This window comes from Amycolatopsis stemonae (assembly GCF_054781455.1).
In genome coordinates this window covers 265,232-289,928 of sequence record NZ_BAAGUJ010000005.1, presented here as the reverse complement: position 1 = coordinate 289,928, position 24,697 = coordinate 265,232, and the positions used below count along the sequence as shown (strand labels likewise).

The window sequence follows — 24,697 nt, the reverse complement described above, 5'->3', positions numbered from 1 at the left end:
GCGGCGTCAGCCGGCGATGTCCCGCCGGCGGAACCCGGCCACGCCGGCCACGACGAGCGCGGCGCCCAGCGCGGTAAGCCAGAACAACGGCGCGCCCTGGACGGCCGCACCGGGAAGCTTCGGCGAGTGGGTGAACGGTGAGAGGTCGAGGACCCACTGGTCGAGCTTCAGCAGCGCGCCGAACTCGCCGAGCAGCAGGAACGTCACCAGGGCGACCCATGCGGCGGTCAGCGCGCGGCCGAGCAGCCCGAACACGACGGTCGCGATCCCGGTCAGCACCCAGACCGCCGGCAGCTGCGCCAGCGCCGCGCCGGTGAGCCGGAGGGCTTCGGGCCCGACCCGGCCGAGGTGGGCGCCGTTGGTCAGCCCGGCCGCCAGGCCGAGCGCGGTCAGCAGCAGGGCCGGGGCGACGGCGGCGAAGACCAGGTAGCCCCCGAGCAGCCGGCGCCGGTCCACGGCCGTGGCCAGCAGCGGTTCGACGCGCAGCGCCCGCTCCTCGGCGCGCAGCCGGGCCAGCACCGCGATGACGTAGGCCGAGGTGATCACCCCGGCCATCGCGAACTCGGCCGCGAGGAACGCGTCGGAGATGCCCTTTTCCCCGCCCAGCGCGGTGATCATGGCTTGGGCCTGGGCATTGGTCAGCATCGAACCCACGTTGCCGGCCAGGCTGCCGCACACCATGCCGAGCAGCACGTACGCGCTCGCCCAGACGGCCAGCGAGCCGCGGTCGAGCCGCCACGCGAGGCCCCACGCACTCCGCAGCGACCTTCCCGCCCCGGCAGGGCCGGGGTGGTCGGGCAGCAGTCCCGCGTCGAGGTCGCGGATCCTCGCGAACGCGACGGCGGTCCCACCGAGCACCACGGCCGTCACGGCCGGGATCGCGAGCACCCACCAGACGTCCCCGGCGTACGGCCGGATCTCTTCGCTCCACCCGATCGGCGACGCCCACGACAGCCAGGCCGGGCCGGTGGAATCGCCCACCGCGCGCAGGAAGTACGCGGCGACCAGGACGAGCACGGCCAGCCCCGAAGCCGACCGGGCGCTCTTGGTCAACTGGGCCGTCACGGCCGCGACGCCACCGAAGACCAGGCCCGCGGACGCCCAGCAGAGCCCGAACGAAAGCGAGCCCGCGACCGGCAGCCCGGTCGCCGCCAGCGCCACCGCCGTGGCCAGGCCGAGCCCGAGGCTCGCCCCGGCCGTCACGGCCAGCGCGGCGGCGAGACCGCCGTACCAGCCCACCACCGCCGAGCCGAGCAGCTCGCGCCGGCCCGCTTCCTCTTCGGCGCGGGTGTGCCGGACCGCGGTGAAGATCATCACCAGGCCGACCAGCGCCGCGCCGAACGCGGTCAGCTTGAACACCGAAATCGCGCCGAGGGTCGCTTCGTGCACCGGCCCGTACAGGGCCCGCAGCGCGGGAACGGCGTTGATGCTGCCGGCCGCGGCGTGCAGGTCCGCGGCCGTCGGGTAGACCGCCGCGGTCGCGGCCGACGCCGAGGCGGCCGTCGCCGCGAACACGGCGGTCCACACCGGCAGCCGGATCCGGTCGCGCCGCAGCGCGAGCCGGACCAGCGCGCCGGTGCCGGTGAAGGTGCCGCTCATACCGGCACCGCCTCCGTCGCCGCCGCACCGCGGTAGTGCCGCAGGAACAGCTCTTCGAGCGTCGGCGGCCGGCTGACGAGGCTGTGCACCCCGCACTGCCCGAGTGCCGCGAGCACCGGGGACAGCGCGGAAGTGTCGACGGTCAGGCGGATGTCCGGGCCGTCCGCGGTGAAATCGTGCACCCCGGGCAAGCGCGCCAGGCCGTCCGGTGCGCCCGCGAGCCGCGCGGTGATCGTTGTCCGGGTCAGGTGGCGAAGGTCGTCGAGGCTGCCGGAATCCACCCGCTTCCCGGCGCGGATGATGCTGACCCGGTCGCACAGGGCCTCCGCCTCGGACAGGATGTGGCTGGACAGCAGGATCGTGCGGCCCCGCTCGCGTTCCTCGCGGACGCACTCCCGGAAGACCTCTTCCATCAGCGGGTCGAGCCCCGCGGTCGGCTCGTCGAGCAGCAGCAGCTCGACGTCCGAAGCGAGCGCCGCGACGACGGCGACCTTCTGCCGGTTGCCCTTCGAGTACGCCCGGCCCTTGACCCGCGGGTCGAGTTCGAAGCGGTCCAGGTACCGCTTGCGGCGCACCGGGTCCAGGCCGCCGCGCAGCCGGCCGAGCAGGTCGATGACCTCGCCGCCGGTGAGGTTCGGCCACAGCGACACCTCCCCCGGCACGTACGCGAGCCGCCGGTGCAGCGGCACCGCGTCGCGCCAGGGATCGCCGCCCAGCAGCCGCATCTCGCCGGCATCGGCGCGCAGCAGGCCCAGCAGGAGACGCAGCGTGGTGGTCTTCCCGGCGCCGTTCGGGCCGAGGAAGCCGTGCACCTCACCGGGTTCGACGGTCAGGTCGAGCCCGTCGAGCGCGCGGGTGCGCCCGAAGGACTTCCGCAGACCGCGGATCTCGATCGCCGCGCTCATCGGGTGGCCTCCAGCAGGATCCGGCGCTCGGCCGACGCGATCGCCGCGCGGGCGCTGCCGATGACGTCCGGGTTCACCGAGATCGACGTGATCCCGAAGCGCACCAGGTGCTCGGCGAAGCCGGGCTTGGTGGACGGCGCCTGGCCGCACAGCGACGAGGTGATGCCGCGGTGGCGGGCGATGCGGACGATCCGCTCGATGGCGTCGAGCACCGCGGGATCGGCTTCGTCGAACAGCTCCGCGCACTGCCCCGAGTCGCGGTCGACACCCAGCATCAGCTGGGTGAGGTCGTTGCTGCCGATGGAGACGCCGTCGATGCCCATCCCGGCGTACTCGCCCAGCCAGTGCACGACCGAGGGCACCTCGGCCATGACCCAGCGGTGCAGGCCGCGCTGCTTGCCCAGCGGGCTCGCGTCGACCAGCTCGAGGCATTCCTCGAGCTCCCACTTGGTGCGCACGAACGGGATCATCAGGTGCAGGTTCGGCGTCTGCTCGCGCACCCGCGCGAGGGTCTCGAGCTCGAGCGCGAACAGGTCGCGCTCGCGCACGTACCGGTAGCAGCCGCGGTAACCGATCATCGGGTTGCTCTCGGCCGGCTCGAACTCCTCCCCGCCGGCCAGGCCGCGGAACTCGTTGGTGCGCAGGTCGGTCGCCCGGTAGACGACCGGCCGGGTGCCGAACGGCTTGGTGATCTTCAGCAGCGACTCCGCCATCTTGTCCACGAAGGACCGTTCTTCGCCCTTGGCGAGCAGGTCGCGCGGGTGCCGGCCGCCCAGAGCTTCCGTGAGCAGGAACTCCGCCCGCAGCAGGCCGACGCCGTCGACCGGCTGGGCCGCCACCTCTTCGGCGTGCTCGGGCATCGCGAGGTTGACGTAGAGCTTGGTGCCGATGGCTTCCGGCACGACCTGGGTGACCACGGGCGCGGTACGGGCGGCTTCGTGCTTCGCCGCACCCGGCCGGACTTCGCCCTGCGTGCCGTCGACGGTGACCAGGCTGCGGTCGACCAGGACGCGGGTGGCGTCGCCGGTACCGACCACGGCGGGCACCCCCAGCTCGCGCGCGACGACGGCGGCGTGGCAGGTCATCCCGCCGCCGTCCGTGACGACCGCGGCCGCCCGGCGGATCGCGGGCACCCAGTCCGGGTTCGTCATCGGCGCGACCAGGATTTCGCCGTCCCGCAGGTGTTTCGCCTCGACCGGGTCGTGCAGCACGCGCACCGCGCCGCTCCCCTCGCCCGGCGACGCGCCGAGCCCGGTCACCAGCGCGACGGTGCTCGCCGGCGTGGTCGGCGGGAGCGTGGTGATCGGCCGGGACTGCACCAGGAAGATCTCGCTGTCGGCGATCGCGAACTCGATGTCCTGCGGCACGGCGTAGTGCTCCTCGACGCGCGTGGCCATGCGGGCCAGTTCGAGCACGGCGGTCTCGCTCAGCACACGCCGCCCGCCGGCGGGCTCCGGCAGCCGGACGGTGACGTCGCCGCCGTCGGTGTCCGCGATGATCTTGTGGGTCTGCTTCCCGATCCGCACGGAAAGGATCAGCAGGTCCTGCTTGCCGACGACGTAGGTGTCCGGTTCGACGGCCCCGCTGACGATCGCCTCGCCCTGCCCGAACACGGCCTCGATGACCACGCGGTCCCGGTCGCCGGTGCGCGGGTCGGCCGTGAAGATCACGCCGGAGCGCTCGGAGCGGATCATGCGCTGGACGACGACGGCGATCGCCGGCTCGCCCGTGAAGCCGCGGCTGGCCCGGTAGCTGACGACGCGCGGGCTGAACAGCGACGTCCAGCAGTCGACGACGTGCTCGGCGACCGCGTGGTCGCCCCAGATGTTGGTGTAGGTGGCGTTCATCCCGGCGAACGAGGCTTCCGCGCCGTCCTCACCGGTCGCCGAGGACCGGATGGCGACCGGCGTCGACGAGCCGAGCTCGCGGTAGGCCTGCGCGATCTCCTCCCGCAGCTCGCCGGTGAGCCCGGCGAGGCGGACGAGATCGCGGATGCGGTCGCACTGCTCGGCCAGGAAGTTCGCGTCGTCCACATTGGCCAGTGCCTTGGCGTGCAGGTCGGCCACCTCGGCGCGGACGCCCGCCTTCTCGAGCGCGGCCCAGTAGCCGTCGCGCGAGATGACGAAGCCACCCGGCACCGGGAAGCCGGCCGAGATCAGCTCGCCGAGGTTGGCGCCCTTGCCGCCGACGGTTTCGTCGTCGGCGAGCCGGATTTCGGTCAGGTCGCGTACGTAGGTCATCGGGGTCCTCCTGGGGTTCGGAACAGCTCGCCGAGCGGAAGCCGCGGTGAGGGTGCCGCCGGGACGGCGGGGCAGCCGAAGCGGAAGATCGCCTGCGGGCACCCGGGAAGCGCCAGTTCCGACACGAGCCGCGCCCGGAAACCGGTCAGGTGCAGGGGCTGGGTGAGCACCGAGCCGGCCAGGGCCTTGGCCGTCGTGGTGAGCCAGCCGCGCTGCAGGGCCGCGCCGGCCGCGAGGTGGTCGGCGCGGGTGTCGCCGTCGGTGCAGACCACCAGCAGGTCTTCGGCCGCCAGCCGGGCGGCGAGCACGGTGTCGTCCGGCACCGGGGTGTTCCGGCGGACGAGGCCCGCCACCGGCGGCCCCTCGGCGCTCAGGGCGTCCTCGGGCACGCCGTCGCCCCAGCCGTGGGTGTGCGCGGTCCACACTTCCAGTTCGCGTTGGTAGCCGCGGTCTTCGCGGAGTACGCGCGTGGCGAAGCCGAGCAGCTCGGCCAGCTTGTCCAGGTGCCCGGGCGCGACGAAGTGCACGCCCGGGGTCTCCCCCGCGGCGGCCACGGCGGCGTGGACGGCGGCGGGTACGCGGCCGGGGTGGAAGGCGTGCCGGTAGCTGCGACGGCGGGCGATGGCGTTGTACAGCGCGAAGTCCCGGGCCGACGTCGTGTGCGGGCGGCCGATCGTCACCGTGGCCGCGACGTCGTCGCCGTACTCGACGTGGCACTCGCGGCCCAGGACGCGGACCGCGAGCACGAGGTTGGTCACGGCGGCACCGCAGGACAACAGCCGGTCCCGGCCGAACGGGTCGTGCCGGCGCAGCTCGACGTCGCGGCGTTCGAGCAGGTCGACCTCGGTGCCGCGGACGAGCAGCTGCCACGGCTGGCTGTCGTGCACCGACGGTGCCCGGCTCACGGCCCGGGCGAGCACACCGATCTGCTCGGTGGTCAGGGCGGCGGTCATCGCGGTCACTCCTCGGCGCGGAGCCCGGCGCTCCGCCGAGAGCCATCGTCACCGCGATCCGGTGCCCGGCACCGGAGCACAAAGTCCTCCGCTCCGGCGGAATTCGTCCCCTACCCGCGGCGGGCCGGCGGGCGCACGATCGCGGCCACACCGGAGGAAAGAAGGAAGACCATGGAGTCAGAGACCGGCCGCGTGATCGTCGTCGGCATGGACGGTTCGCCCCGCGGCGACGCGGCTCTGCGCTGGGTCCTCGAAGTCGCGGCGCACGCCGGCGACACGGTCCGCGCGATCCTCGTCCGGCCCCGCGACACGCTGCTGCCGGGGACGTCGTTCACCCTCCAGCCGCACGGCCGGGTGCCGGAGGCCGGCTACTCGCTCTCGTCGCACATTTCCGGTCTCGGCCTGGAATCGCGGGCGACCGTCGAGACCCGGACGGTCCACGGCGACCCCGCGACCGAGCTGGTGACCGCCTCGGCCGACGCCGACTTGCTGGTGCTGGGCGCCCACCGCGGGGGCCCGGTCGCGGACCTGGTGCTCGGCAGCGTCGGGCGCGAGTGCGTGCGGTACTCGCGGTGCCCGGTCGTGGTGATCACGCCCGAAGCCGCGCACCGCCTGACACCGGCGTAGCGGCGGTTTCACTCCGGCGGCAGCCGCGGCGACCGCTCGATCCGTCGCTCCGAGCCCTCGATCAGCCGTTCCGCGCGGTCGATCAGGTCCTTGGACGCGTCGCGGCGCCGGCGGACCCGTTCGGCCGCCTCGGTCGCGCGCCGCGCCCTGTCGGACCCGGCCCCGCCTTCGACGCGTGCACTGGACAACGAGGGCTCCCTTCGCCGGCGTGAGACGGCCGTTCCAGTGGTACTTTCCGAACATGGACGCCGCATCGCCGCCCGATCGGCATCCGGTCGACGAAGTCGAGCCGTACGAGCCGCTCAGCACGGACCTCGCCCGGCCGGTGGTGCTGTTCGTCGAAGACGAAGCGGACCTCGTGGCGATGGCCGAGACCTACCTGCGCCGCGACGGCTTCCAGGTGGTGACCGCGGGCGACGCGCGGTCGGCCGCGACGGTCCTGCGCGACCGCGACGCCGACCTGATGGTCCTCGATCTCGGGCTGCCCGACGGCAACGGCCTGGACCTGCTGCGCGGGGTCCGCGCCGGCCGGCACCTGCCGGTGATCATCCTGACCGGGTGGAGCAGCGAGCGGGACCGCGTGGTCGGCCTGGAGCTGGGTGCCGACGACTACGTGGTCAAACCGTTCTCGCTGCCCGAACTGGCCGCGCGGATCCGGGCGGTGCTGCGCCGCAGCCGGCCGCCGGTGGCCGGCACGGTGCTCCGGCTCGGCCCGCTGACGATCGACACCGCCTCGCACGAGGTCGCCGCGGACGGCCGCCCGGTTCAGCTCGCCCCGCTGGAATACGGGCTGCTGGCGTGCCTCGCCGCCGCGCCGCGCCGCGTCTTCACCAGCGCGCAGCTGCTGACCGCGGTGTGGGGGTGGGCGAACGAGCGCCACGACCCGTCGTCGGTCGTCGAGCACGTCTACCGGGTGCGCCGCAAGCTCGCCGAGGCCGGGGTCGAGCGGCCCCGGATCGTCACCGTGCGCGGCGCCGGCTACCGGCTGGACCCGTGACCGGCGAGTTCGCGGGCCTGGACTACCGCCGGCTGTTCCAGCACCTGCCCTCCCCGTACCTGCTGATGACGGCCGGGTTCACGATCGTCACCGTCAACGACGCCTACGCGCGGGCCACGATGATCGACCCGGCCGAAGTCGCGGGCAAGCCGATGTTCGAGGTGTTCCCCGACAACCCCGACGACCCGGACGCCGACGGCGTCGGCAACCTGCGCCGCTCGCTGGAGACCGTGGTGGAGACCGGCCGGGCGGACGCGATGGCCCTGCAGCGCTACGACATCCGCGAGCCGGACGGCCGGTTCGTCGTGCGGCACTGGAGCCCGGTCAACAGCCCGGTCTTCGACGACGACGGCCGGGTCGTGCTGATCGTGCACCGGGTGCAGGACGTCACCGAGCTGATCGACCTGCGCGAGCGGGACCGGGAGCGCACCGCCGCGCGGCTGCAGCAGATGGAGGCGGACCTGTTCTCCCGTGCCCGCGAGGTGCAGGAGGCCAACCGGCGGCTGCGCGAGGCGAACGCCGAGCTCGCCGTGGTCACCGAGGAGCTGCGGGCCCAGCAGCGGGCCAAGGACCGGTTCATCGCCACGCTGTCCCACGAGCTGCGCAACCCGCTCGCCTCCGCCAGCGCGGCGCTGGACGTGCTGGGCCTGGACGTCGCCGGCCACCCGGCCCAGGCGGTGCTGGAGCGCCAGCTCACCGCGCTCACCCGGCTCACCGGCGACCTGCTCGACGCCGCCCGCGTCGTGACCGGCAACCTCCGCGCCAGCCGCGCCCCGCTGGACCTGCGCGCGCTCGTGCACGCGGCGGTGGACGACCTGCCCGCGCACGTCCCCCGGCCGGCGGTCGCCCTCCCGGCCGAGCCGGTGGTGATCGACGGCGACCCCGTCCGGCTCGGTCAGCTGCTGACCAACCTGCTGGACAACGCGCGCAAGCACACCGGCGACACCACCGCGGTGACCGTGCACCTCGGCGTGCGGGAGGGCCGGGCCGAACTGCGCGTCCGGGACACCGGCCCCGGGTTCGACCCCGCGCTGGCGGGCACGCTGTTCGACCCGTTCACGAGGGTCGGCACGGGCGCGGGCGCGCCGGGCGGGCTGGGCCTCGGGCTCGCCATCGTGCGCGGCATCGCGGAACTCCACGACGGCGAGGTCAGCGCGCACAGCGCCGGCCCGGGCACCGGCGCGGCGTTCACCGTCCGGCTCCCGCTGACCACGAGGACCCTCGCCCCGGCCGGGCCGGGTTCCGCGCACCGGCCGCTGCGGGTGCTGCTCGTGGACGACAACGCCGACCTGGCCGGGATGTACGCGATCATGCTCCGCGGCCGGGGCGACACGGTCACCGTGGCCACCACCGCGCGCGACGCGCTGGCCGCGGCCGGCTCGGCGGCGTTCGACCTCGTCCTCTGCGACCTCGCGCTCGGCGAGGACATCGACGGTTACGAAATCGCCCGGCGGCTGCGCCGGGACCCGCGGCACCGGCACGCGCTGCTGGTGGCGGTGTCCGGGTTCAGCCAGGACGCCGACCGCGAGCGCAGCCGCGCCGCCGGGTTCGACGCCCACTTCGCCAAACCGCTCGACCTCACCGAACTGGACGCCCTGCCACGGCCGCGGGACGACGGCGGCGAGCCGCCCACCTGAACAGTTCGTCCGCGCCCCGCACCAGGACCGGCATCGGCAGCCGGGCGTCGACCGGCTCGGGCTCCGCCGGTTTCGGCCTCAGGTGGGTGGTCGTCACGGCTTCCGTCGCGCCGGGGTGGCGAGGCGGACCAGCAACACGCTCTGGGGGACGCCGGGCAGCACGTCGGCTTGGCGGGCCCGCTCCGCCGTCCCGAGAACGGACAGCACCACCCTTCGGGAGGCGCACCCGCGGACGGCCGCGGCGAGCCGGGTCCCGTGCAGGGCGGCGCCGGCGAGGACGTGCTCGCGGCGGCTGTCGCCGGGGGTGGTGACCAGCAGGGACGACTGGCCGGCGAGGTCGGCGCCGAGCCGCTTGAGCGCCGGCGCCCAGCCCGGCCGGACGATCCGGACGTCGGTGTCCGGCCAGAAGTCGTCGCCCGCCAGCGCGTCGAGCACGGCGAGACCGACCGGCCGCAGCGGCACGCCGTGTCCCGGCTCGCCGAGCTTGCGCAAGACCGCGTAGCGGGCCCGATCCCCGCTCGACGCCGTGCGCGGGCCACCGACCCGGACGACGGCCGCGACGTCGGGGCGGTCCGGGTCGGCCGGGAACGTGACGACCGGTTCCCGGCCCAGCACCCGCACGACCGTCCAGACCGTCGACAGTGCCGCTCCGCAGTCGAGCAGAGCGGCGTTCCCGGCCCGCTCCCGGCGGGTGAGCGGTTCGGTCAGCACGACCTCGTCCGGCCGGACCTCGACGACGACGCGGCTCGGGCCCAGCCGGGCCAGCGCGTCGCCGAGGACGGCCCGGGACGAGCGCTCCCACCGGAACCCGGGGCCGGTCATCTTCCCGGCGAACCGAGGTGTCTCGTGGCGGCCCGGCAGGTGGCCAGCAGGCCGTCGACGTCGATGACGGTGACCCGGTTCTCCAGCCCGGCCGGGACCTCGGCCGGGACGTCCGGGTCCGGGGAGACCAGGGCGACGGGCACGTGGTCGCGGACCGCGCACACGACGCCGTACTCGCGTGCGGTCAGATCTCCGGTCCGGCCGCGGACGTCGACGAGGAGGTCGGGCTGCGCGAACGGCTCGTCGAGCGGGCACCGGCCGCCGACCGCGAGGGCCCGGCAGACCCCGGCCCGCGTGTGGCAGCGGCTGACCAGGCAGCCGGCGTCCCGCAGGGGCTGGACGAGGAAGTCGGCGTCTCCGAAGGACGCTTCGGTCAGCAGGACGTGCATGGGTCACCTCGCGGAGGTTCGGGCGAGCGCTTCTTCGGCGCCGCGGGCCAGCTCCAGGTCTTCCCGGGGCAGGACGATCAGGGCGGGCACCGGCGAGTCCGCCTGCGTGACGATCCGGTCGGCTTCGGTGTGCGGGACCTTCCCGGCCCGCAGGCCGAGCACGCCGAGCCCGTCGAGGACGGACGTGATCACGTCCGGCTGGTGCTCGGCGACCCCGCCGGTGAACACGACGGCGTCCAGCCGGGACAGGCTCGTGGCGGCCGCGCCGATCTCCCGGCGGAGCCGGTGGCGGTACACCGCGAGGGCGGCTTTGGCGTCCGGTTCGCCCCGCACCGCGGCGGCGAGCACCCGGCGCAGGTCGCCGTTGGTGCCGGTCATCCCGGCCAGGCCGGAGCGGTGGAACAGCGCGTCCGCCATCTCTTCCGGGCCCATCGGCGCCGTCTGCATCACGTGCAGCAGCAGCCCCGGATCGACCGAGCCGGAGCGCGTCGCCATCATCGCGCCTTCGAGCGGGGTGAACCCCATGCTGGTGTCGACGCCGTGGCCGTCGCGGATCGCGGTCACCGACACCCCGGCGCCGACGTGGGCGCACACGAGCTGCAGCCCGTCCGGTTCCCGGCCCAGCAGCTCACCGGTGCGGCGCAGCGCGTACTGGCACGAAAGACCGTGGAAACCGTAGCGGCGCAGGCGGTTCTGCGCGGTCCACGCCCGCGGCAGCGGGTATCGTGCGGCGGCTTCGGGCATCCGGGCGTGGAACGCCGTGTCGAAGCACGCGACCACCGGGACGTCCGGCAGCAGGCGGCGGACCTCCCGGGCCACCGAGAGCGACCGGGGCTGGTGGTTCGGGGCCAGGGACGTCAGGCGTTCGAGGTTGGCGAGCAGGGTGTCATCGACGCGGGCCGGGGCCTTTTGCGCACCACCGTGGACGAACCGGACGGCGACGGCGTCCACATCGGACCACCGGCCGATCGCCTGGCCGATCGCGTCCGGCGCCGTGAGGTCCCAGGCGGCCCAGCCGACGCCGGTGCCGTCCGCCACCAGCGACACCTTCATGCTCGACGAGCCGGGGTTCAGGGTGAGCACACGCACAGCTTTCCTCTCGGGTCAGTCCGGCAACCGGCGCAGGAACGGGTCTTCGGCCACCGGGTGCGCCAGCCGGGCGCGGACGTCGAGGGCGACGCAGCCCGCACCTTCTTGCGGGGGTTCCGGGTGGCGGAGCCCCCGGCCCGGGGCGGAGTCCCGGTCGTCACGGGCCCGTACGCGCACCGGGTTGAGGTCCAGCTCGGCCAGCTCCGGCACCAGCTCGGCCAGCCGGCTGACCTTGAGCAGCAGCTCGCGCACGGCGGCGCGGTCGAGCTGCCCCGACGCCCACAGCGCCTTCGAGGAGCGCAGGCCGTCGAGCAGCAGGTCGGCGTCGGTGCCGGTCAACGGCGCCAGCCGGGCCGCGCGGTCGGCGATCAGGTCGGTGTCGACGCCGCCGAGCCCGAACACGACCAGCGGGCCGAACACCGGGTCCGACCGCACGCCGACCAGCAGCTCGCGGCCGGGCTCGGCCATCGGCTGGACAGTCACCCCGCGCAGGGCCGGCCCGAACCGGGATCGCAAGGTGCGGAACGCTTCCACGATGCGGTCGGCGCCGCGCACGTTCAGCAGGACGCCGCCGGCCGCGGTCTTGTGCAGCACGCCTTCGGCGTCGGCCTTGAGCACGACGGGCGAGCCGAGGTCGGTGGCCGCGGCGGTCATCGAGTCGTCCGCCTTGATGTAGCGGGTCTGCACCATCGGGATTTCGGCCAGCCGCAGCAACTCCACCGCGTCCTCGGGCGGGAGCCAGCCTTCGCGCTCGGCCACGAACGCGCGCAGGGCGTCCGGATCTTCCAGCGGCTCGACGCGGTCGTCGGTTTCGGGCCGGTTGAGCCATTGTTCGTAGCGGACGAGCCGGGCCAGCACCGCGGCGGCCGCGGCCGGGTCGTCGTAGCAGGCGGTCACGCCGGCGCCGGGCACGAGCGCCGTCACCCGGGCCCGCTGGCCGGGCCGGACGGCGAAGACGGTTTTGTACTCCGGCGGCAGCACCGCGGCGAGGGACGTGCCGGGGTCGCCGACGGCGGTCGGCACGGTCGCGGCGATCACCGCGTCGACGCCGTCGTCGTCCAGGACCGCGCGCAGGGCGTCGGCGAACACCTCGGGCGGGACCGCGGCGGTCGTGTCGACCGGGTTGCGCGGCGCGGCCTCGGCGGGCAGGAGCTTCACCAGCCGCTCCCGGGTCTCCCCGGACAGGTCCGCCATGATCAGGCCTTCGCGCTCGCAGGCGTCGGCGGCCAGCACCCCGGCTCCCCCGGCGTTGCTCACGACGGCCACCCGCGGGCCGCCGGGCAGGAGCTGCCAGGACAGCCCGGCGATGACGTCGACCAGCTCGGCGACGGTGTCCACGGCGATCACCCCGGCCTGCTCGAACAGCGCGTCCCGGGTGACGGCCGGGGTCGCGGCCGCGGCGGTGTGCGAGGCGGCGGCGCGCTGGGCGGTGTCCCCGCTGCCGGACCGCACGGCCAGCACCGGCCGGGTCCGGGCGAGCTGCCGCGCGAGCCGGCCGAACTTGCGGGGGTTGCCGAACGATTCGAGGTAGAGCACGGCCAGTTCCGTGCGGAGGTCGGCGGTCCACCACATGAGCAGGTCGTTGCCGCTGACGTCGTACTTGTCCCCGGTGGAGACCAGGGTGGACAGGCCGAGGCCGAGGTCGGTGAGCGATTCGGCGAGCGCGATGCCGACCCCGCCGGACTGGGTGACCACGCCGACGTGGCCGGGTTTCACCGGTCCGGCCAGGAAAGTCAGGTTCAGCGGGCAGGCCGGGTCGGTCGAGAGGATGCCGAGGCAGTTCGGGCCGGCCAGCCGCATGCCGTGCTCGCGGACCGCCGCCCGGACGCGGGCCCCGTGCTCGGTGCCCGTGAGCCCCGAGGAGATCACGAGGACCGCGCGCACGCCGCGCTTCCCGCACGCTTCGACGGCGTCGGCGGCGGCCGGTGCGGGCAGGCAGACCACGGCGAGTTCAGGCGTCCGGCTCAGCTGGGCGACGGACGGGACGCTCGGCACCCCCAGGACGACACGGGCGTTGCGGTTCACGACTTCGATCGGCCCGCGGAAACCCGAGTCGACGAGGTTGGCCAACACGGCGTGGCCCACCGAACCCGGCCGCCGCCCGGCGCCGATCACGGCGATCGACGCCGGCTTGAGCAGGTGCGCCAGGCTGGCCGAGTCGGCGACCGAGTCGCGCTTCAGCACGGCGTCCACGTAGGCGGGGTCGTCCTCGAGGACCATCACGACGTCGCGCTCGGGCCCGCCGGTACTGGCCTCGAACCGGAGGCCGAGGTCGGCGAAGACGCGGATCACCTTGGCGTTCTCGGCCAGCACTTCGGCGAGGAACCGCTTCAGGCCGGCCTTGCGGGCGTGGGAGACGAGGTGTTCCATCAGCAGGGTGGCGACGCCCTGGGTGCGCACCGAGGCGTCCACGACGAGGGCCACTTCGGCGTCGGCCGAGCCGGTCAGCACTTCGTAGTCGGCGACGCCGACGAGTTCGCCGCGCAGGTAGCAGCCCACGGCGTAGTGGCCGGGCCCGGGCTCGGCCGCGATCCCCGCCGCGAGTCTGTCCAATCCGGACGGTGCGCCGAAGAACCGGAAGTAGGTGTCCCGGTCGGTGAGCCGGGTGTGCAGGGCGAGTACCTCGGCGGTGTCGGCCGGGTGCAACGGGCGCACGCGCACCACGTCACCCCCGGCGAGCAGAGCCCGCGTCATCGCTTCTCCTCAGGGCACGAGAGTGGGCGCGACCGGCCAAGGGGCCGCGCCCACCGCGGAGGGTCACCTAGCTCTTGGTGACCTGGATCTTGACGTGCTTGTCGCGCGGGTGCTCCGAAACCGGCATCGAGATCTCGAGGATGCCGTCGGCGTACGTCGCCTTGACCTTCGCCGGGTCGGCCCCGGCCGGCAGGCTGACCGTGCGGCTGAAGGTGCCGTAGTAGAACTCGCTACGACCGCCTTCGACCTGCTCCTTGGCTTCACGCTCGGCGGAGATGGTCAGCAGCCCGTTGTGCGTGGTCACGGAGATGTGCTTCTCCGGGTCGAAGCCGGGCAGTTCGGCCCGCACGAGGTACCGTCCGTCCTCGGTGGACTCCTCGATCCGGACCGGGTTGTGCTCGGCGAACGGCCAGGGGTTCTCCAGCCACGCCGCGATGCTCGGCAACGCCAGGCGTGAGCCCGGCACCAAGGCAGTCATCCGTTCCTCCTTCCGTGCGACATCGGGTGTCGCACCCCAAGCAGACCTCGGGGACGGTGCCCGGCGACGCGGCCGGATTGCCTGAACCACGAGGACTTTCGTCACCGGCCCCCAGCCGGGGACCAAAGCCCCTGTGCGCCGCCGGGCGGCCGGTGCCAGCCTCGGCTCCCGGGGGTCGAAGGGAGTGGCCATGACGCACGGAGGCGAGGAGTGGCGGATCGACGTCGGGGTGGACCACGAGCCCCTGCGAACCCGGGCCCGAGTCGTCCTGCGCACCCCGGACGGGCACGAGTTCTCCGGGGTCGGCGTGGCCCACCGCGACGGCCCGGACCACGTCGCCGGTTACCTGGCGCTGGGTCGCGCGATGTCCGACCTGACGGAAGAGCTGCTGGAGGCGGCGGCGACCGAACTGGAGGCCGACGCGTGGCGGACCTGACCGCGTGACCACGCGGTACCGGGGCGGGCCGGCGAGCCGAGGGGGAGGGAGCGCACCGGCCCGCGTGACGGAGGTTATCCGACCGTCACACACTCCGCCGATCGGAGCACGCGGCGGTCAGCCGACCGGCGCCGTCCATTCGACGCGCACGCCGCCTTCCGGACCGCTGCCGAGGGTGAACGTCCCGCCCGCGGCTTCCGCGCGGTCGCGCAGGTTGCCCAGCCCGCTGGGCGAAATGCCCTCGGCGAGGCCCTTGCCGTCGTCGACCACGACGACGCGGATCGTCTCGTCCTTCACCGCGACCGACACCGAAACCGTCGAGGCGTTCGCGTGCCGTACCGCGTTGCTGACCCCTTCGCGCACCACCGCCTCGACCTGTTCGGCCAGCTGGGCCGGCACGGTGTCGATGGGGCCGGCCATGCTCACCGTCGGCTGCACGAGCGCGTCGTCGGTCAGCTCGGCGATCGCGTCGTGCAGGCGGTGACGCAGCCGGGTCTCCCCCGCCGCGCCGCCGTGCAGGTCGAAGATCGCGGTGCGGATCTCCTGCACGATCTCGTGCATCTGCTGGATGCTGTCCCCGAGCCGTTTCTGCAGCTCCGGCGACTTCGTCCGGCGCTGCGTGCTCTGCATCGACAGGCCGACCGCGAAGAGCCGCTGGATCACGTGGTCGTGCAGGTCGCGGGCGATCCGGTCGCGGTCGCCGAGCACGTCCAGCTCGCGCGCGGCGCGCTGCTGCGCCGCCAGCTGCAGGGCCAGCGCCGCCTGGTCGGCGAAGGAGGCGACGACCGACAGCTGGGCCCCCTCGAACGAGCCGGCCCCGGCCTCGCGGGCGGCGACGAGCACGCCGGTCGTGCGGTCGCCCGCGCGCAATGGGACGACCATCGCGGGCCCGAAGGTGTGCGTGCCCAACGCGAGCTCGGGCACGCTGCGCGGCGTCCGGTCCCGGTAGACCGCACCGGGCACCGTCTCGTCGAGGGCGATGTGCGTCCCGGACAGCTCGGCCGCCCGCGTCCCCGCGCACACCGTGACCGTCAGGTCGTCGACGTCGTCACCCCAGTCCTCGTCGACGTCGAGGCGCCCGGAGTTCGGCAGCGCGAGCATCGTGACGTCCGAGCCGGTCAGCTCGAGTGCCCGGCTGGCGATGAGGTTCAGCGCTTCGGCCGGGTCGGTGCCACCCAGCAGCTCGGTGGTGACCTCACTGGTGGCGGCGAGCCACTGCTGCCGGATCCGTGTCTGCTCGTACAGGTGCGCGTTCTCGATCGCGATCCCGGCGGCCGCGGCGAGCGCCTGAACGACCACTTCGTCGTCGTCGGTGAACGGTTCCCCGTTCTTCTTCTCGGTCAGGTAAAGCCGGCCGAACACCTCGTCGCGCACCCGCACCGGCACGCCGAGGAACGTGTGCATCGGCGGGTGGTGGGTGGGGAACCCGACCGACGCCGAATGGGCCGAGATCTCCTCCAGCCGCAACGGCTTGGCTTCGTCGATCACCACGCCCAGCACGCCGTGGCCCTCGGGCAGCTCACCGATGAGCCGGCGGGTCTCGTCTTCGATGCCGAGGTAGACGAACTCGGACAGGGAGCCGTCCTCGGCCAGCACGCCGAGCGCGCCGTACTTCGCCTCGCCCAGTTCGATGGCCGCCTGCACGATCCGCCGCAGCGTCGTGTCCAGTTCCAATCCGGACGCGACGGCGAGCACGGCATCCAGCAGACCGTCCATCTTGTCCCGGGTGCCGATCAGCAGCTCGATCCGGTCCTGCAGGTCGCGCAACAGCTCGCGCAGCCGCAGACCGGACAACGTGCCGGCCAGCCGCCGCGGCTCCTGCCCGCCTCCGCTCACCAAGTCCTCCGCATCATCGGTGACTTTGTCCCCTTTCCGCGGCACCGCGGCGCGAGAGACCGTCGACGGATGTTTCCGGATCGACGGTGTGCCGGTCCCCGGCACCGAGGGGGAACCATGACCCTACCCATCACCTCGATCGGCTTGCTGGACTCCGATCAGGTGAAGTCCGTCATCGGCGCTGCGGTGCTGGCGCCCTCGACGCACAATACGCAGCCCTGGCGGTTCCGCTGCACCCCCGCGGGCCTCGAGCTGCACGCGGATCCGGACCGTGCCCTGCCCGTCGCCGACTCCGACCGGCGGGAACTGCTGCTGTCCTGCGGAGCGGCGTTGTTCAACCTGCGCACCGCCATCCAGGCGCTCGGCGCGCACCCGGCCACGACCCTGCTGCCCCGGCGCGACGAGCCGAACCTGCTGGCGGTGGTCCGCCCGTTCGCGGCGCGCCGTCCCGACCCCCGCCTGGTCGGGCTGGCCGACGCGATCCCGCGCCGGCACACCAACCGGACGCCGTTCGAACCGGACCACGTCCCCACGTCGGTGGTCGCCGAGCTGCGGCACGCCGCGGAGGTCGAGCAGGCGTGGCTGCCCCGGCTCAGCGCGAGCCAGCTGGAGGGGTTGCGGGAGCTCGTGCACAAGGCCCACCACGCGCAGCTCGCCGACCCGGCGTTCCTCGCCGAGTGGCGGCACTGGACCGCGCGCTCCCCGGACAGCCGCGACGGCGTGCCGGAATACGCGGCCGGGGCGATGCCGTCGAACAACGGGGGCTGGGTCCTGCGCGACTTCGGCTCAGTGCCGCGCGACCGGACCGACCACTCCGAGCCGCTGGTCATGGTGATCGGCTCGTTCGACGACGACCGCACGGACCGCATCCGGGCGGGCCAGGCGATGCAGCGCGTCCTCCTGACCGCGACGGCCGCCGGGCTCGACGCGTCGTTCATCTCGCAGCCGGTCGAGGTCCCGGCCGTGCGCGCCGAGCTGCGCCGGCTCCTCGGCGGCGGGCTGTGGCCGCAGATCGTGCTGCGGCTGGGCCGGGGCGCCCCGGTCCCGTGGACCCCGAGGCGGGCGGTGGACGACGTCCTGCTGGAGCCCGCCGGTCACTGACCCTGGTTGCGCAGTTCGGTCGCCAGCACGGCGGCCTGCGTCCGCCGTTCCATCCCCAGCTTGGTGAGCAGCCGCGAGACGTAGTTCTTCACCGTCTTCTCGGCCAGGAACATGCGCTCGGAGATCTGGCGGTTGGTCAGCCCCTCGCCGATCAGCTCCAGCAGCTTCCGTTCCTGGTCCGAGAGGTCGGCCAGCGGCCCCTTCTTCGCCTGGCTGTCGCGCAGCTTGGCCATGAGGGCCGCCGCGGCGTGCGCGTCGAGCAGGGACTTGCCGGCGCCGACGTCGCGCACCGCCGAGACCAGGTCCATTCCCTTGATGTCCTTGATGACGAACCCGCTCGCCCCGGCCATCACCGCGTCGAGCATCGCCTGCTCGTCGGTGTAGGAGGTCAGCATCAGGCACCTGAGCTCGGGCAGCTTCGACCGCAGCTCCCGGGCCAGCTCGATGCCGTTGCCGTCCGGCAGCCGCACGTCCAGCACCGCGACGTCCGGGTTCAGCGCGGGGATCCGGGCCAGCGCGTGCGACACGCTGCCGGCTTGGCCGACCACGGTCAGGTTCTCGTCCTCGTCCAGCAGGTCGGCTACGCCGCGACGGACGACCTCGTGGTCGTCGACCAGGAAAACACGGAGCATTCCGACCTCCCGAGCACGGTTCGACGGAGATCAGGGTACGACCACAGGGCCCGCGGTGGCAGGGACCCGTGACCGTCCGGGAAGTGACCAAGGACCCTCTCGCCGAAGGGCTCCCGGACCGGATGCTTCCGTGGTCGACATCGTCCGCGCGAGCAGGAGATCCGGATGAACGCACTGGACCTCGCCCGATGGCAGTTCGGGATCACCACCGTCTACCACTTCCTCTTCGTCCCGCTGACCATCGGGCTGTCGTTCCTGGTCGCCGGGATGCAGACGGCCTGGGTGCGCACCGGGAACGACCGCTACCGCCGGATGACGAAGTTCTGGGGGAAGCTGTTCCTCATCAACTTCGCCATGGGCGTGGTGACCGGCATCGTGCAGGAGTTCCAGTTCGGGATGAACTGGTCGGACTACAGCACGTTCGTCGGCGACATCTTCGGTGCGCCGCTGGCCATCGAGGGGCTGCTCGCCTTCTTCCTCGAGTCGACGTTCCTCGGCCTGTGGATCTTCGGCTGGGACAGGCTGCCGAAGAAGCTGCACCTGGCCACCATCTGGCTGGCCGCGACCGGCACGCTGCTCTCGGCGTACTTCATCCTCGCCGCCAACTCCTGGATGCAGCACCCGGTCGGCTACGCCGTCAACCCCGCGACCGGCCGCGCGGAACTGAAGGACTTCGGTGCCGTGCTGACCAACTCGACGGCCGTCGGCGCCTTCGCCCACACCATCACCGCGTGCTTCCTCACCGCCGGCATGGTCGTCGTCGGGATCAGCGCGTGGCAGCTGCGCAAGGGGCGCAGCGCCGACGTGTACCGGCCTTCGATGAAGCTCGCCCTGGTCACCGTGCTGATCGCGAGCCTCGGTGTGATCGTCACCGGGGACCTGCAGGCACGCTTGATGACCGAGCAGCAGCCGATGAAGATGGCCGCCGCCGAAGCCCTCTACGACACCGTCGCGCCGGCGTCCTTCTCGCTGTTCACCGTCGGCTCGCTCGACGGCTCGCAGGAGAAGTTCAGCATCCGCGTCCCCGGTGTCCTCTCGTTCATGGCCACCGGCCACTTCGACGGCCGCGTCGAAGGCATCAACGACCTCCAGGCCGCCGAGCAGCAGAAGTACGGGCCCGGTGAGTACCGGCCCGACATCCCGGTCGCCTACTGGACGTTCCGCCTGATGATCGGCTTCGGTTTCCTGTGCCTGCTGATCTCGCTGGCCGGGCTCTGGCTGTTCCGCCGCGGCCGCACCCCGCGCGCCCGCTGGTTCTTCCCCGTCGCGACGTTCGGGATCGCCCTGCCGTACCTGGCCAACAGCGTCGGCTGGATCTTCACCGAGCTGGGCCGCCAGCCGTGGTCGGTGTTCGGCGTGCTGAAGACGGCCGATTCGGTGTCGCCCACGGTTTCCGCCGGGAACGTGCTGACCTCGCTGATCGTGTTCACCGTGCTCTACGGCGTGCTCGCGGTCGTCGACGGCGTCCTGATGGTCCGCTACGCCAAGGCCGGTCCCCCACCACCCGCGGCGCCCGAACCCGAATCCGACGAGCCGCGGCCCGCGGCGTTCGCCTACTGACGGAGCACCGCCATGGCCCTCACCGACATCTGGTTCCTGCTCATCGCGGTCCTCTGGACCGGCTACTTCGTCCTCGAAGGCTTCGACTTCGGCGTCGGCACGCTGCTGCGCGTCCTCGGCCACGACGACACGGACCGCCGCGTGCTGATCAACACGATCGGCCCGGTGTGGGACGGCAACGAGGTCTGGCTGCTCGTCGCCGGCGGCGCGACCTTCGCCGCGTTCCCGCTCTGGTATTCGAGCCTGTTCTCCGGTTTCTACCTGGCGCTGGTGCTGGTGCTCGTCGCGTTGATCCTGCGCGGGGTGGCGTTCGAGTTCCGCGGCAAGATCGACAGCCCGCGCTGGCGAAACGCGTGGGACTGGATCATCGTCTTCGGCTCCGCCGTGCCCGCGCTGCTGTGGGGCGTCGCGTTCGGCAACATCGTCCACGGCGTCCCGCTCGACGCGCGGCACCACTTCACCGGCTCGTTCTTCACGCTGCTCAACCCGTACGCGCTGCTCGGCGGACTGGCCACGCTGAGCCTGTTCTCCTTCCACGGTGCGGTTTTCCTGACGCTCAAGACGACCGACGCCCTGCGCGACCGCGCGCGGACGCTGAGCCGCGCGCTCGGCGGCGCGGCGATCGTGTCCGGCGGCGGGTTCCTCGGCTACACCGCGGTGGAGCACGGCGGGTGGGCGTGGCTCAGCTCGGCGCTCGCCGCCCTGCTGCTGGCCGCGGGCGTGCTGTTCGCCGCCGGCGAGCGCGACGGCTGGGCGTTCACGAGCACCGCGGGCGCGATCATCGCCGTCACCTTCACGCTGTTCTGGTCCCTCTACCCGGACGTGCTGCCCTCGACGACGAACCCCGCGTTCGGCCTCACCACGACCAACGCGTCCTCCACGCCGTACACGCTGCAGATCATGACGTGGGTCGCGGTCGCGTTCACCCCGATCGTGCTGGCCTACCAGGCCTGGACGTACTGGGTGTTCCGCAGGCGGATCAGCCGGGCGTCGATCCCGGCCGGCGCCGGCCTCCCCCGGTGAGGCCGCTCGACCCGCGGCTGCTGCGCCACGCGAGCGCGGTCCGGCCGTTCGTCCTCGCCTGCGCCGCGCTGGGCGTGCTCACCGCGATGCTGGTGCTGGCCCAGGCGGAGCTGCTGGCGAAGACGATCACCTGGGCGTTCCTCGACGGGCTCTCCGTCCGGAACCTGCTGGTGCCGCTGGCGATGCTCCTGCTGGTGGTGCTCGCGAGAGCCGTGCTCTCGTGGCTGTCGGAGACGACCGCACACCGCGCCGCCGCCCGGGCGCTGTCGCAGCTGCGGGAGACCGTCGTCGCGGCCGCGCTGCGGATCGGCCCACGCCGGGCGGAGCACTCCCCCGCGGAGGTCGCGGCGCTGGCCACCCACGGCGTCGACCGGTTGGAAGGCTACTTCGCGCGGTACCTGCCGCAGCTGCTGATCGCGGCGGTGGTGCCCTGGGTGGTCGGGATGCGGATCCTGCTCGCCGACTGGGTCGCCGCGGTCGTCGTCGGCCTCACCGTGCCGCTCATCCCGGTCTTCATGATCCTCATCGGGCGCTACACCCAGCGCGACGTCCGGCGGCAGTGGCGGGCGCTTTCGGTGCTGGGCGACCACTTCCTGGACCTGGTCGCCGGGCTGGCCGAGCTGACGGCGTTCGGCCGGGCGCGGGCGCAGCTCCGGTCACTGCGGGAGATCACCGGCAAGTACCGCGCGCACACCATGCGGACGCTGCGCGTCGCGTTCCTCTCCGCACTCGTCCTCGAACTCCTCGCCACGCTGTCGGTCGCCCTCGTGGCCGTGTCGATCGGCCTGCGCCTGCTGGCCGGCGAGCTGGACCTGCGGACGGCACTCGTCGTGCTGATCCTCGCGCCCGAGGTCTACCTGCCGCTGCGCGCGGTCGGCTCGCGGTTCCACGACAGCGCCGAAGGCTTGGCCGCGGCCGAGGAGATCATCGCGCTCGCCGCCACCCCGTCCGGCGACCACGGCACCCGCGTCGTGCCGGACCTCGCACGCACGGCGTTGCGCTGCGAAGACGTGACGGTCGAGGGCCGGTCCGGCCCGGTCCTCGACGGTTTCGGCCTGCGCCTGCCGCCCGGTGAGATCGTCGGTGTCACCGGGCCGAGCGGCGCGGGCAAGTCGACGTTGCTCGACCTCCTCCTCGGCTGGCGCCGGCCGGACGGCGGCCGGATCCTGGTCGGCGACGTCGACCTGGCCGACCTCGGCCGGGCGACCTGGCACCGGCACCTGGCCTGGGTGCCGCAGCAACCGCATCTGGTGGCGGGCACCGTGGGCGAGAACATCCGCCTCGGCTCGCCCGACGCCACCGACGACGCCGTGCTCGCCGCCGCCGACACCGCGGCACTCGACGTCCCGCTGTCCACTGTGGTCGGTGAGCGGGGCGCCGGGCTGTCCACGGGCCAGCGCCGCCGGGTCGCGCTGGCCCGCGCGGTGCTGCTCGACCGGCCGCTGATCCTGCTCGACGAGCCCACCGAGGGCGTCGACGCGGAGACCGAGGCGGCCATCCTCGAGCGGCTGCCGAAGGTGCTCGCCGGGCGGACCGCCGTCATCGTCAGCCACCACCCCGCCGTGCTGGCCCGCTGCGACCGCGTCGTCTCCCTCGGCGGCCCGGCGCCGGCCGCCGAGGCCGCGCCGGTCACGGCTTCGCGCCCGGTCACGCGCAGCGCGGGGCCCGCCGCCGGCGCGGCGTCCACTGTGGAGCTCTCCGGCTCGAAGTGGCGGCCGCTGCTCGACGCGGTCCGGCCGCACCGGCTGCGGCTGGCCCTGGCCTGCCTGGCCGCCACCGCCGCGCTGGGGTGCGGGGTCGCGCTCACGGCGACGTCGTCCTGGCTGATCGCGAGCGCGGCGCTGCACCCGCCGGTGCTGAGCCTGATGGTGGCGATCGTCGCGGTGCGCACGTTCGGCCTGGCGAAGGGCATCCTGCGCTACGCCGACCGGCTCCTGTCCCACGACGTCGCCTTGCGCGCGCTGGCGGAGCTGCGGGTGCGCGTGTGGGCACAGCTGGTCCGGATCGGGCCCGCGGGCACCGCGCGGCTGCGCCGAGGCGACCTGCTGCACCGCCTGGTGTCCGATGTGGACAGCCAGCAGGACGTCCTGGTCCGCGGCTTGGTGCCGGGCGTGTCGACCTTCGCGGTCCTCGCGGCGACGGCGGTCACCCTCGGGATCATCCTGCCCGGCGCCGGTCTCGCCGCCGCGGTGGGCTTGACGGTCGCCGGGGTGCTGGCCCCCGTGGTCGCGGCCGCGGCGGCCCGCCGGGCACAGCTCGAGACGGCGAAGCTGCGCTCCGACCTCACCGCGGGCACCGTGGAGCTGCTGCAGGCGTCGGCCGACCTGATCGTCCACGACGCGGCGGTCCGGCGGCACTCCCGGCTCCGCGAGCTCGACGCCGCGCTGACCTCGCTCCAACGCCGGTCCGCCGGCTGGCGGGGTCTCGGCGGCGGCGTCGCGACGCTGGGCGTCGGGCTCACCTCCCTCACCTGCCTGACGCTGGGCATCGCAGCCGTTCGGACGGGCGCGATCCCGGGCCCGGCACTGGCCGTGCTCGCGCTGGTGCCCCTCGCCACCGCCGAGCTGGTGGCCGGCCTGCCGGAGGCGGCCCAGCGGCTGCTCGGCGCGGCCGGCTCCGCACGCCGGATCGCCGAGTTGGACGTGCTCGCGGCGCCCCACACCGCCGGTGCCGCCAGCGCGCCGGCTGCGGCCGGGCTGGCGGCCGAGCGGCTGTCCGTCCGCTGGCCCGGGGAACCCGCCGACGCGGTGCAGGACGTCACGCTGCGGATCGGCCACGCCCGGCGGATCGCGCTGACGGGCCGGTCGGGTGCCGGCAAGAGCACGGTGATCGCGGCGTTGATGCGCTACCTGGACCCGTCGGCAGGGCGCGTCCTGCTCGACGACACGGACACCCTGGCTTGCACGGGTGACTCCGTCCGGGAGCGGATCGCCTGGTGCGGGCCGGACACGCACCTGTTCGACAGCACGCTTCGGGAGAACCTCCGGCTCGCCCGGCCCGCCGCCTCGGACACCGAGCTGAGGACCGCCCTGAGCCGCGCTCAGCTGGGACCGTGGCTCTCGAGCCTGCCGGAGGGCCTCGACACACCCCTCGGCGCCCATGGCACGCCGGTGTCGGGTGGCGAGCGCCAGCGCATCGGGGTGGCCCGGGCGGTGCTCTCGGGCCGCCCGATCCTGCTGCTGGACGAACCGACGGCCCACCTCGACGCACCGACCGCCACGGCTTTGGCCGCGGACGTGCTGGCGGCGACGCGGAACCGCGCGACGCTGGTCGTCACGCACCGGCCGGCGGAGTTCCCGGCCCTGCCGGCCGTGGACCTCGACGCTGCCTACTCGTCCTCTTCGGCCAGGACGGTCTCGGGCGGGTAGATCCACGTGATGGCCAGCGATCCCCAGCCACGCCGGACGAGGTCGGTGCGGATCTGGTGGGCGGTGCCCGGTTCGGGCCCCGCCGACGCGATCAGGCTGAGGACACCGTCACCGGGATTCGCGTGCTCGGCCGCGGTTTCACAGCCGCTCGTCCACGGAGGCTTTCACCTGCGGTGGATGGTCGTGGTGGGTGATGAGAGTGCTGTTGCGCCAGTCTCCGTCGTACTCCCAGGAAGCTGTGCATGGGCGGGTGCTCGTCCGAGACCCCGAAGACCGCCGGTCGTCGGCGATGTTCGCGAGCCGGATCGGGC

At 73.6% G+C, this 24,697-nt stretch carries 20 protein-coding genes; 8 read left to right on the top strand and 12 right to left on the bottom strand.

What is annotated here, in order from left to right; all coding sequences use genetic code 11:
• Positions 1-6: 6 nt before the first annotated feature.
• From ACYVLJ_RS20650 to ACYVLJ_RS20635, 4 genes are read right to left on the bottom strand one after another with little or no spacing between them, the layout of a single operon-like run.
• Entirely contained in the window at positions 7-1,599 is a 1,593-nt protein-coding gene (locus tag ACYVLJ_RS20650; RefSeq protein ID WP_460439879.1) for an ABC transporter permease, read from the bottom strand.
• Positions 1,596-2,504: an ABC transporter ATP-binding protein gene (locus ACYVLJ_RS20645; RefSeq protein ID WP_460439878.1), complete on the bottom strand. Its 909-nt coding sequence runs from the start codon at positions 2,502-2,504 to the stop codon at positions 1,596-1,598. The genes ACYVLJ_RS20650 and ACYVLJ_RS20645 overlap by 4 nt, the downstream gene beginning before the upstream one ends.
• Entirely contained in the window at positions 2,501-4,744 is a 2,244-nt protein-coding gene (gene ppsA / locus ACYVLJ_RS20640; RefSeq protein ID WP_460439877.1) for a phosphoenolpyruvate synthase, read from the bottom strand. Before ppsA ends, ACYVLJ_RS20645 begins: the two co-directional genes overlap by 4 nt.
• The gene (locus tag ACYVLJ_RS20635; RefSeq protein ID WP_460439876.1) at positions 4,741-5,697 is read right to left on the bottom strand and encodes a nitroreductase family protein; all 957 of its coding nucleotides are present in this window, start codon (positions 5,695-5,697) and stop codon (positions 4,741-4,743) included. The genes ppsA and ACYVLJ_RS20635 overlap by 4 nt, the downstream gene beginning before the upstream one ends.
• 171 nt (positions 5,698-5,868) lie before the next feature.
• Between ACYVLJ_RS20635 and ACYVLJ_RS20630 the strand changes: the two genes are divergently transcribed.
• Entirely contained in the window at positions 5,869-6,324 is a 456-nt protein-coding gene (locus ACYVLJ_RS20630; protein WP_460439875.1) for a universal stress protein, read from the top strand.
• Positions 6,325-6,332: 8 nt separating this feature from the next.
• On the opposite strand, the gene ACYVLJ_RS20625 is transcribed toward ACYVLJ_RS20630, so the two are convergent.
• A complete protein-coding gene (locus ACYVLJ_RS20625) occupies positions 6,333-6,512 on the bottom strand; it encodes a hypothetical protein (protein WP_460439874.1) in 180 nt (59 codons plus the stop codon).
• A gap of 53 nt (positions 6,513-6,565) precedes the next feature.
• Here ACYVLJ_RS20625 and ACYVLJ_RS20620 point away from each other — a divergent pair, with 53 nt between their 5' ends.
• Together ACYVLJ_RS20620 and ACYVLJ_RS20615 are read left to right on the top strand one after the other, a co-directional pair.
• The gene (locus ACYVLJ_RS20620) at positions 6,566-7,321 is read left to right on the top strand and encodes a response regulator transcription factor (RefSeq protein WP_460439873.1); all 756 of its coding nucleotides are present in this window, start codon (positions 6,566-6,568) and stop codon (positions 7,319-7,321) included.
• The gene (locus ACYVLJ_RS20615) at positions 7,318-8,958 is read left to right on the top strand and encodes a hybrid sensor histidine kinase/response regulator (protein WP_460439872.1); all 1,641 of its coding nucleotides are present in this window, start codon (positions 7,318-7,320) and stop codon (positions 8,956-8,958) included. The genes ACYVLJ_RS20620 and ACYVLJ_RS20615 overlap by 4 nt, the downstream gene beginning before the upstream one ends.
• Before the next feature lie 93 nt (positions 8,959-9,051).
• Here ACYVLJ_RS20615 and ACYVLJ_RS20610 read toward each other — a convergent pair whose 3' ends face one another.
• The 5 genes from ACYVLJ_RS20610 to ACYVLJ_RS20590 form a co-directional block, all read right to left on the bottom strand.
• Entirely contained in the window at positions 9,052-9,780 is a 729-nt protein-coding gene (locus tag ACYVLJ_RS20610) for a hypothetical protein (RefSeq protein WP_460439871.1), read from the bottom strand.
• The gene (locus ACYVLJ_RS20605; protein ID WP_460439870.1) at positions 9,777-10,169 is read right to left on the bottom strand and encodes a hypothetical protein; all 393 of its coding nucleotides are present in this window, start codon (positions 10,167-10,169) and stop codon (positions 9,777-9,779) included. The genes ACYVLJ_RS20610 and ACYVLJ_RS20605 overlap by 4 nt, the downstream gene beginning before the upstream one ends.
• Before the next feature lie 3 nt (positions 10,170-10,172).
• The gene (locus ACYVLJ_RS20600) at positions 10,173-11,258 is read right to left on the bottom strand and encodes an acetate/propionate family kinase (protein WP_460439869.1); all 1,086 of its coding nucleotides are present in this window, start codon (positions 11,256-11,258) and stop codon (positions 10,173-10,175) included.
• A 15-nt stretch (positions 11,259-11,273) separates the two neighbouring features.
• Complete coding sequence (locus ACYVLJ_RS20595; RefSeq protein WP_460439868.1) at positions 11,274-13,952, bottom strand: bifunctional acetate--CoA ligase family protein/GNAT family N-acetyltransferase; 2,679 nt, start codon at positions 13,950-13,952, stop codon at positions 11,274-11,276.
• A gap of 67 nt (positions 13,953-14,019) precedes the next feature.
• Positions 14,020-14,430 (bottom strand): Hsp20/alpha crystallin family protein, encoded by a 411-nt coding sequence (locus tag ACYVLJ_RS20590; protein WP_460439867.1) that lies wholly within the window; start codon positions 14,428-14,430, stop codon positions 14,020-14,022.
• A gap of 190 nt (positions 14,431-14,620) precedes the next feature.
• Between ACYVLJ_RS20590 and ACYVLJ_RS20585 the strand changes: the two genes are divergently transcribed.
• Positions 14,621-14,866 carry a dsRBD fold-containing protein gene (locus tag ACYVLJ_RS20585; protein ID WP_460439866.1) on the top strand — a complete coding sequence of 82 codons (246 nt, stop codon included), beginning with the start codon at positions 14,621-14,623 and terminating at the stop codon, positions 14,864-14,866.
• 117 nt (positions 14,867-14,983) lie between these two features.
• Here ACYVLJ_RS20585 and ACYVLJ_RS20580 read toward each other — a convergent pair whose 3' ends face one another.
• Positions 14,984-16,702 (bottom strand): sensor histidine kinase, encoded by a 1,719-nt coding sequence (locus ACYVLJ_RS20580; RefSeq protein WP_460439865.1) that lies wholly within the window; start codon positions 16,700-16,702, stop codon positions 14,984-14,986.
• Between the two features lie 117 nt (positions 16,703-16,819).
• Between ACYVLJ_RS20580 and ACYVLJ_RS20575 the strand changes: the two genes are divergently transcribed.
• On the top strand, positions 16,820-17,803 hold the full coding sequence (locus tag ACYVLJ_RS20575; protein ID WP_460439864.1) for an Acg family FMN-binding oxidoreductase: 984 nt from the start codon (positions 16,820-16,822) through the stop codon (positions 17,801-17,803).
• Here ACYVLJ_RS20575 and ACYVLJ_RS20570 read toward each other — a convergent pair.
• Positions 17,797-18,435: a response regulator transcription factor gene (locus tag ACYVLJ_RS20570; protein ID WP_460439863.1), complete on the bottom strand. Its 639-nt coding sequence runs from the start codon at positions 18,433-18,435 to the stop codon at positions 17,797-17,799. The two genes, ACYVLJ_RS20575 and ACYVLJ_RS20570, sit on opposite strands and share 7 nt — an antisense overlap.
• Before the next feature lie 165 nt (positions 18,436-18,600).
• Here ACYVLJ_RS20570 and ACYVLJ_RS20565 point away from each other — a divergent pair, with 165 nt between their 5' ends.
• The 3 genes from ACYVLJ_RS20565 to cydD are packed head-to-tail and all read left to right on the top strand — an operon-like array spanning position 18,601 to position 24,386.
• On the top strand, positions 18,601-19,995 hold the full coding sequence (locus tag ACYVLJ_RS20565) for a cytochrome ubiquinol oxidase subunit I (RefSeq protein WP_460439862.1): 1,395 nt from the start codon (positions 18,601-18,603) through the stop codon (positions 19,993-19,995).
• 12 nt (positions 19,996-20,007) lie between these two features.
• Positions 20,008-21,018 (top strand): cytochrome d ubiquinol oxidase subunit II, encoded by a 1,011-nt coding sequence (gene cydB / locus ACYVLJ_RS20560; protein ID WP_460439861.1) that lies wholly within the window; start codon positions 20,008-20,010, stop codon positions 21,016-21,018.
• The gene (gene cydD / locus ACYVLJ_RS20555; RefSeq protein WP_460439860.1) at positions 21,015-24,386 is read left to right on the top strand and encodes a thiol reductant ABC exporter subunit CydD; all 3,372 of its coding nucleotides are present in this window, start codon (positions 21,015-21,017) and stop codon (positions 24,384-24,386) included. Before cydB ends, cydD begins: the two co-directional genes overlap by 4 nt.
• Positions 24,387-24,697: the final 311 nt, after the last annotated feature.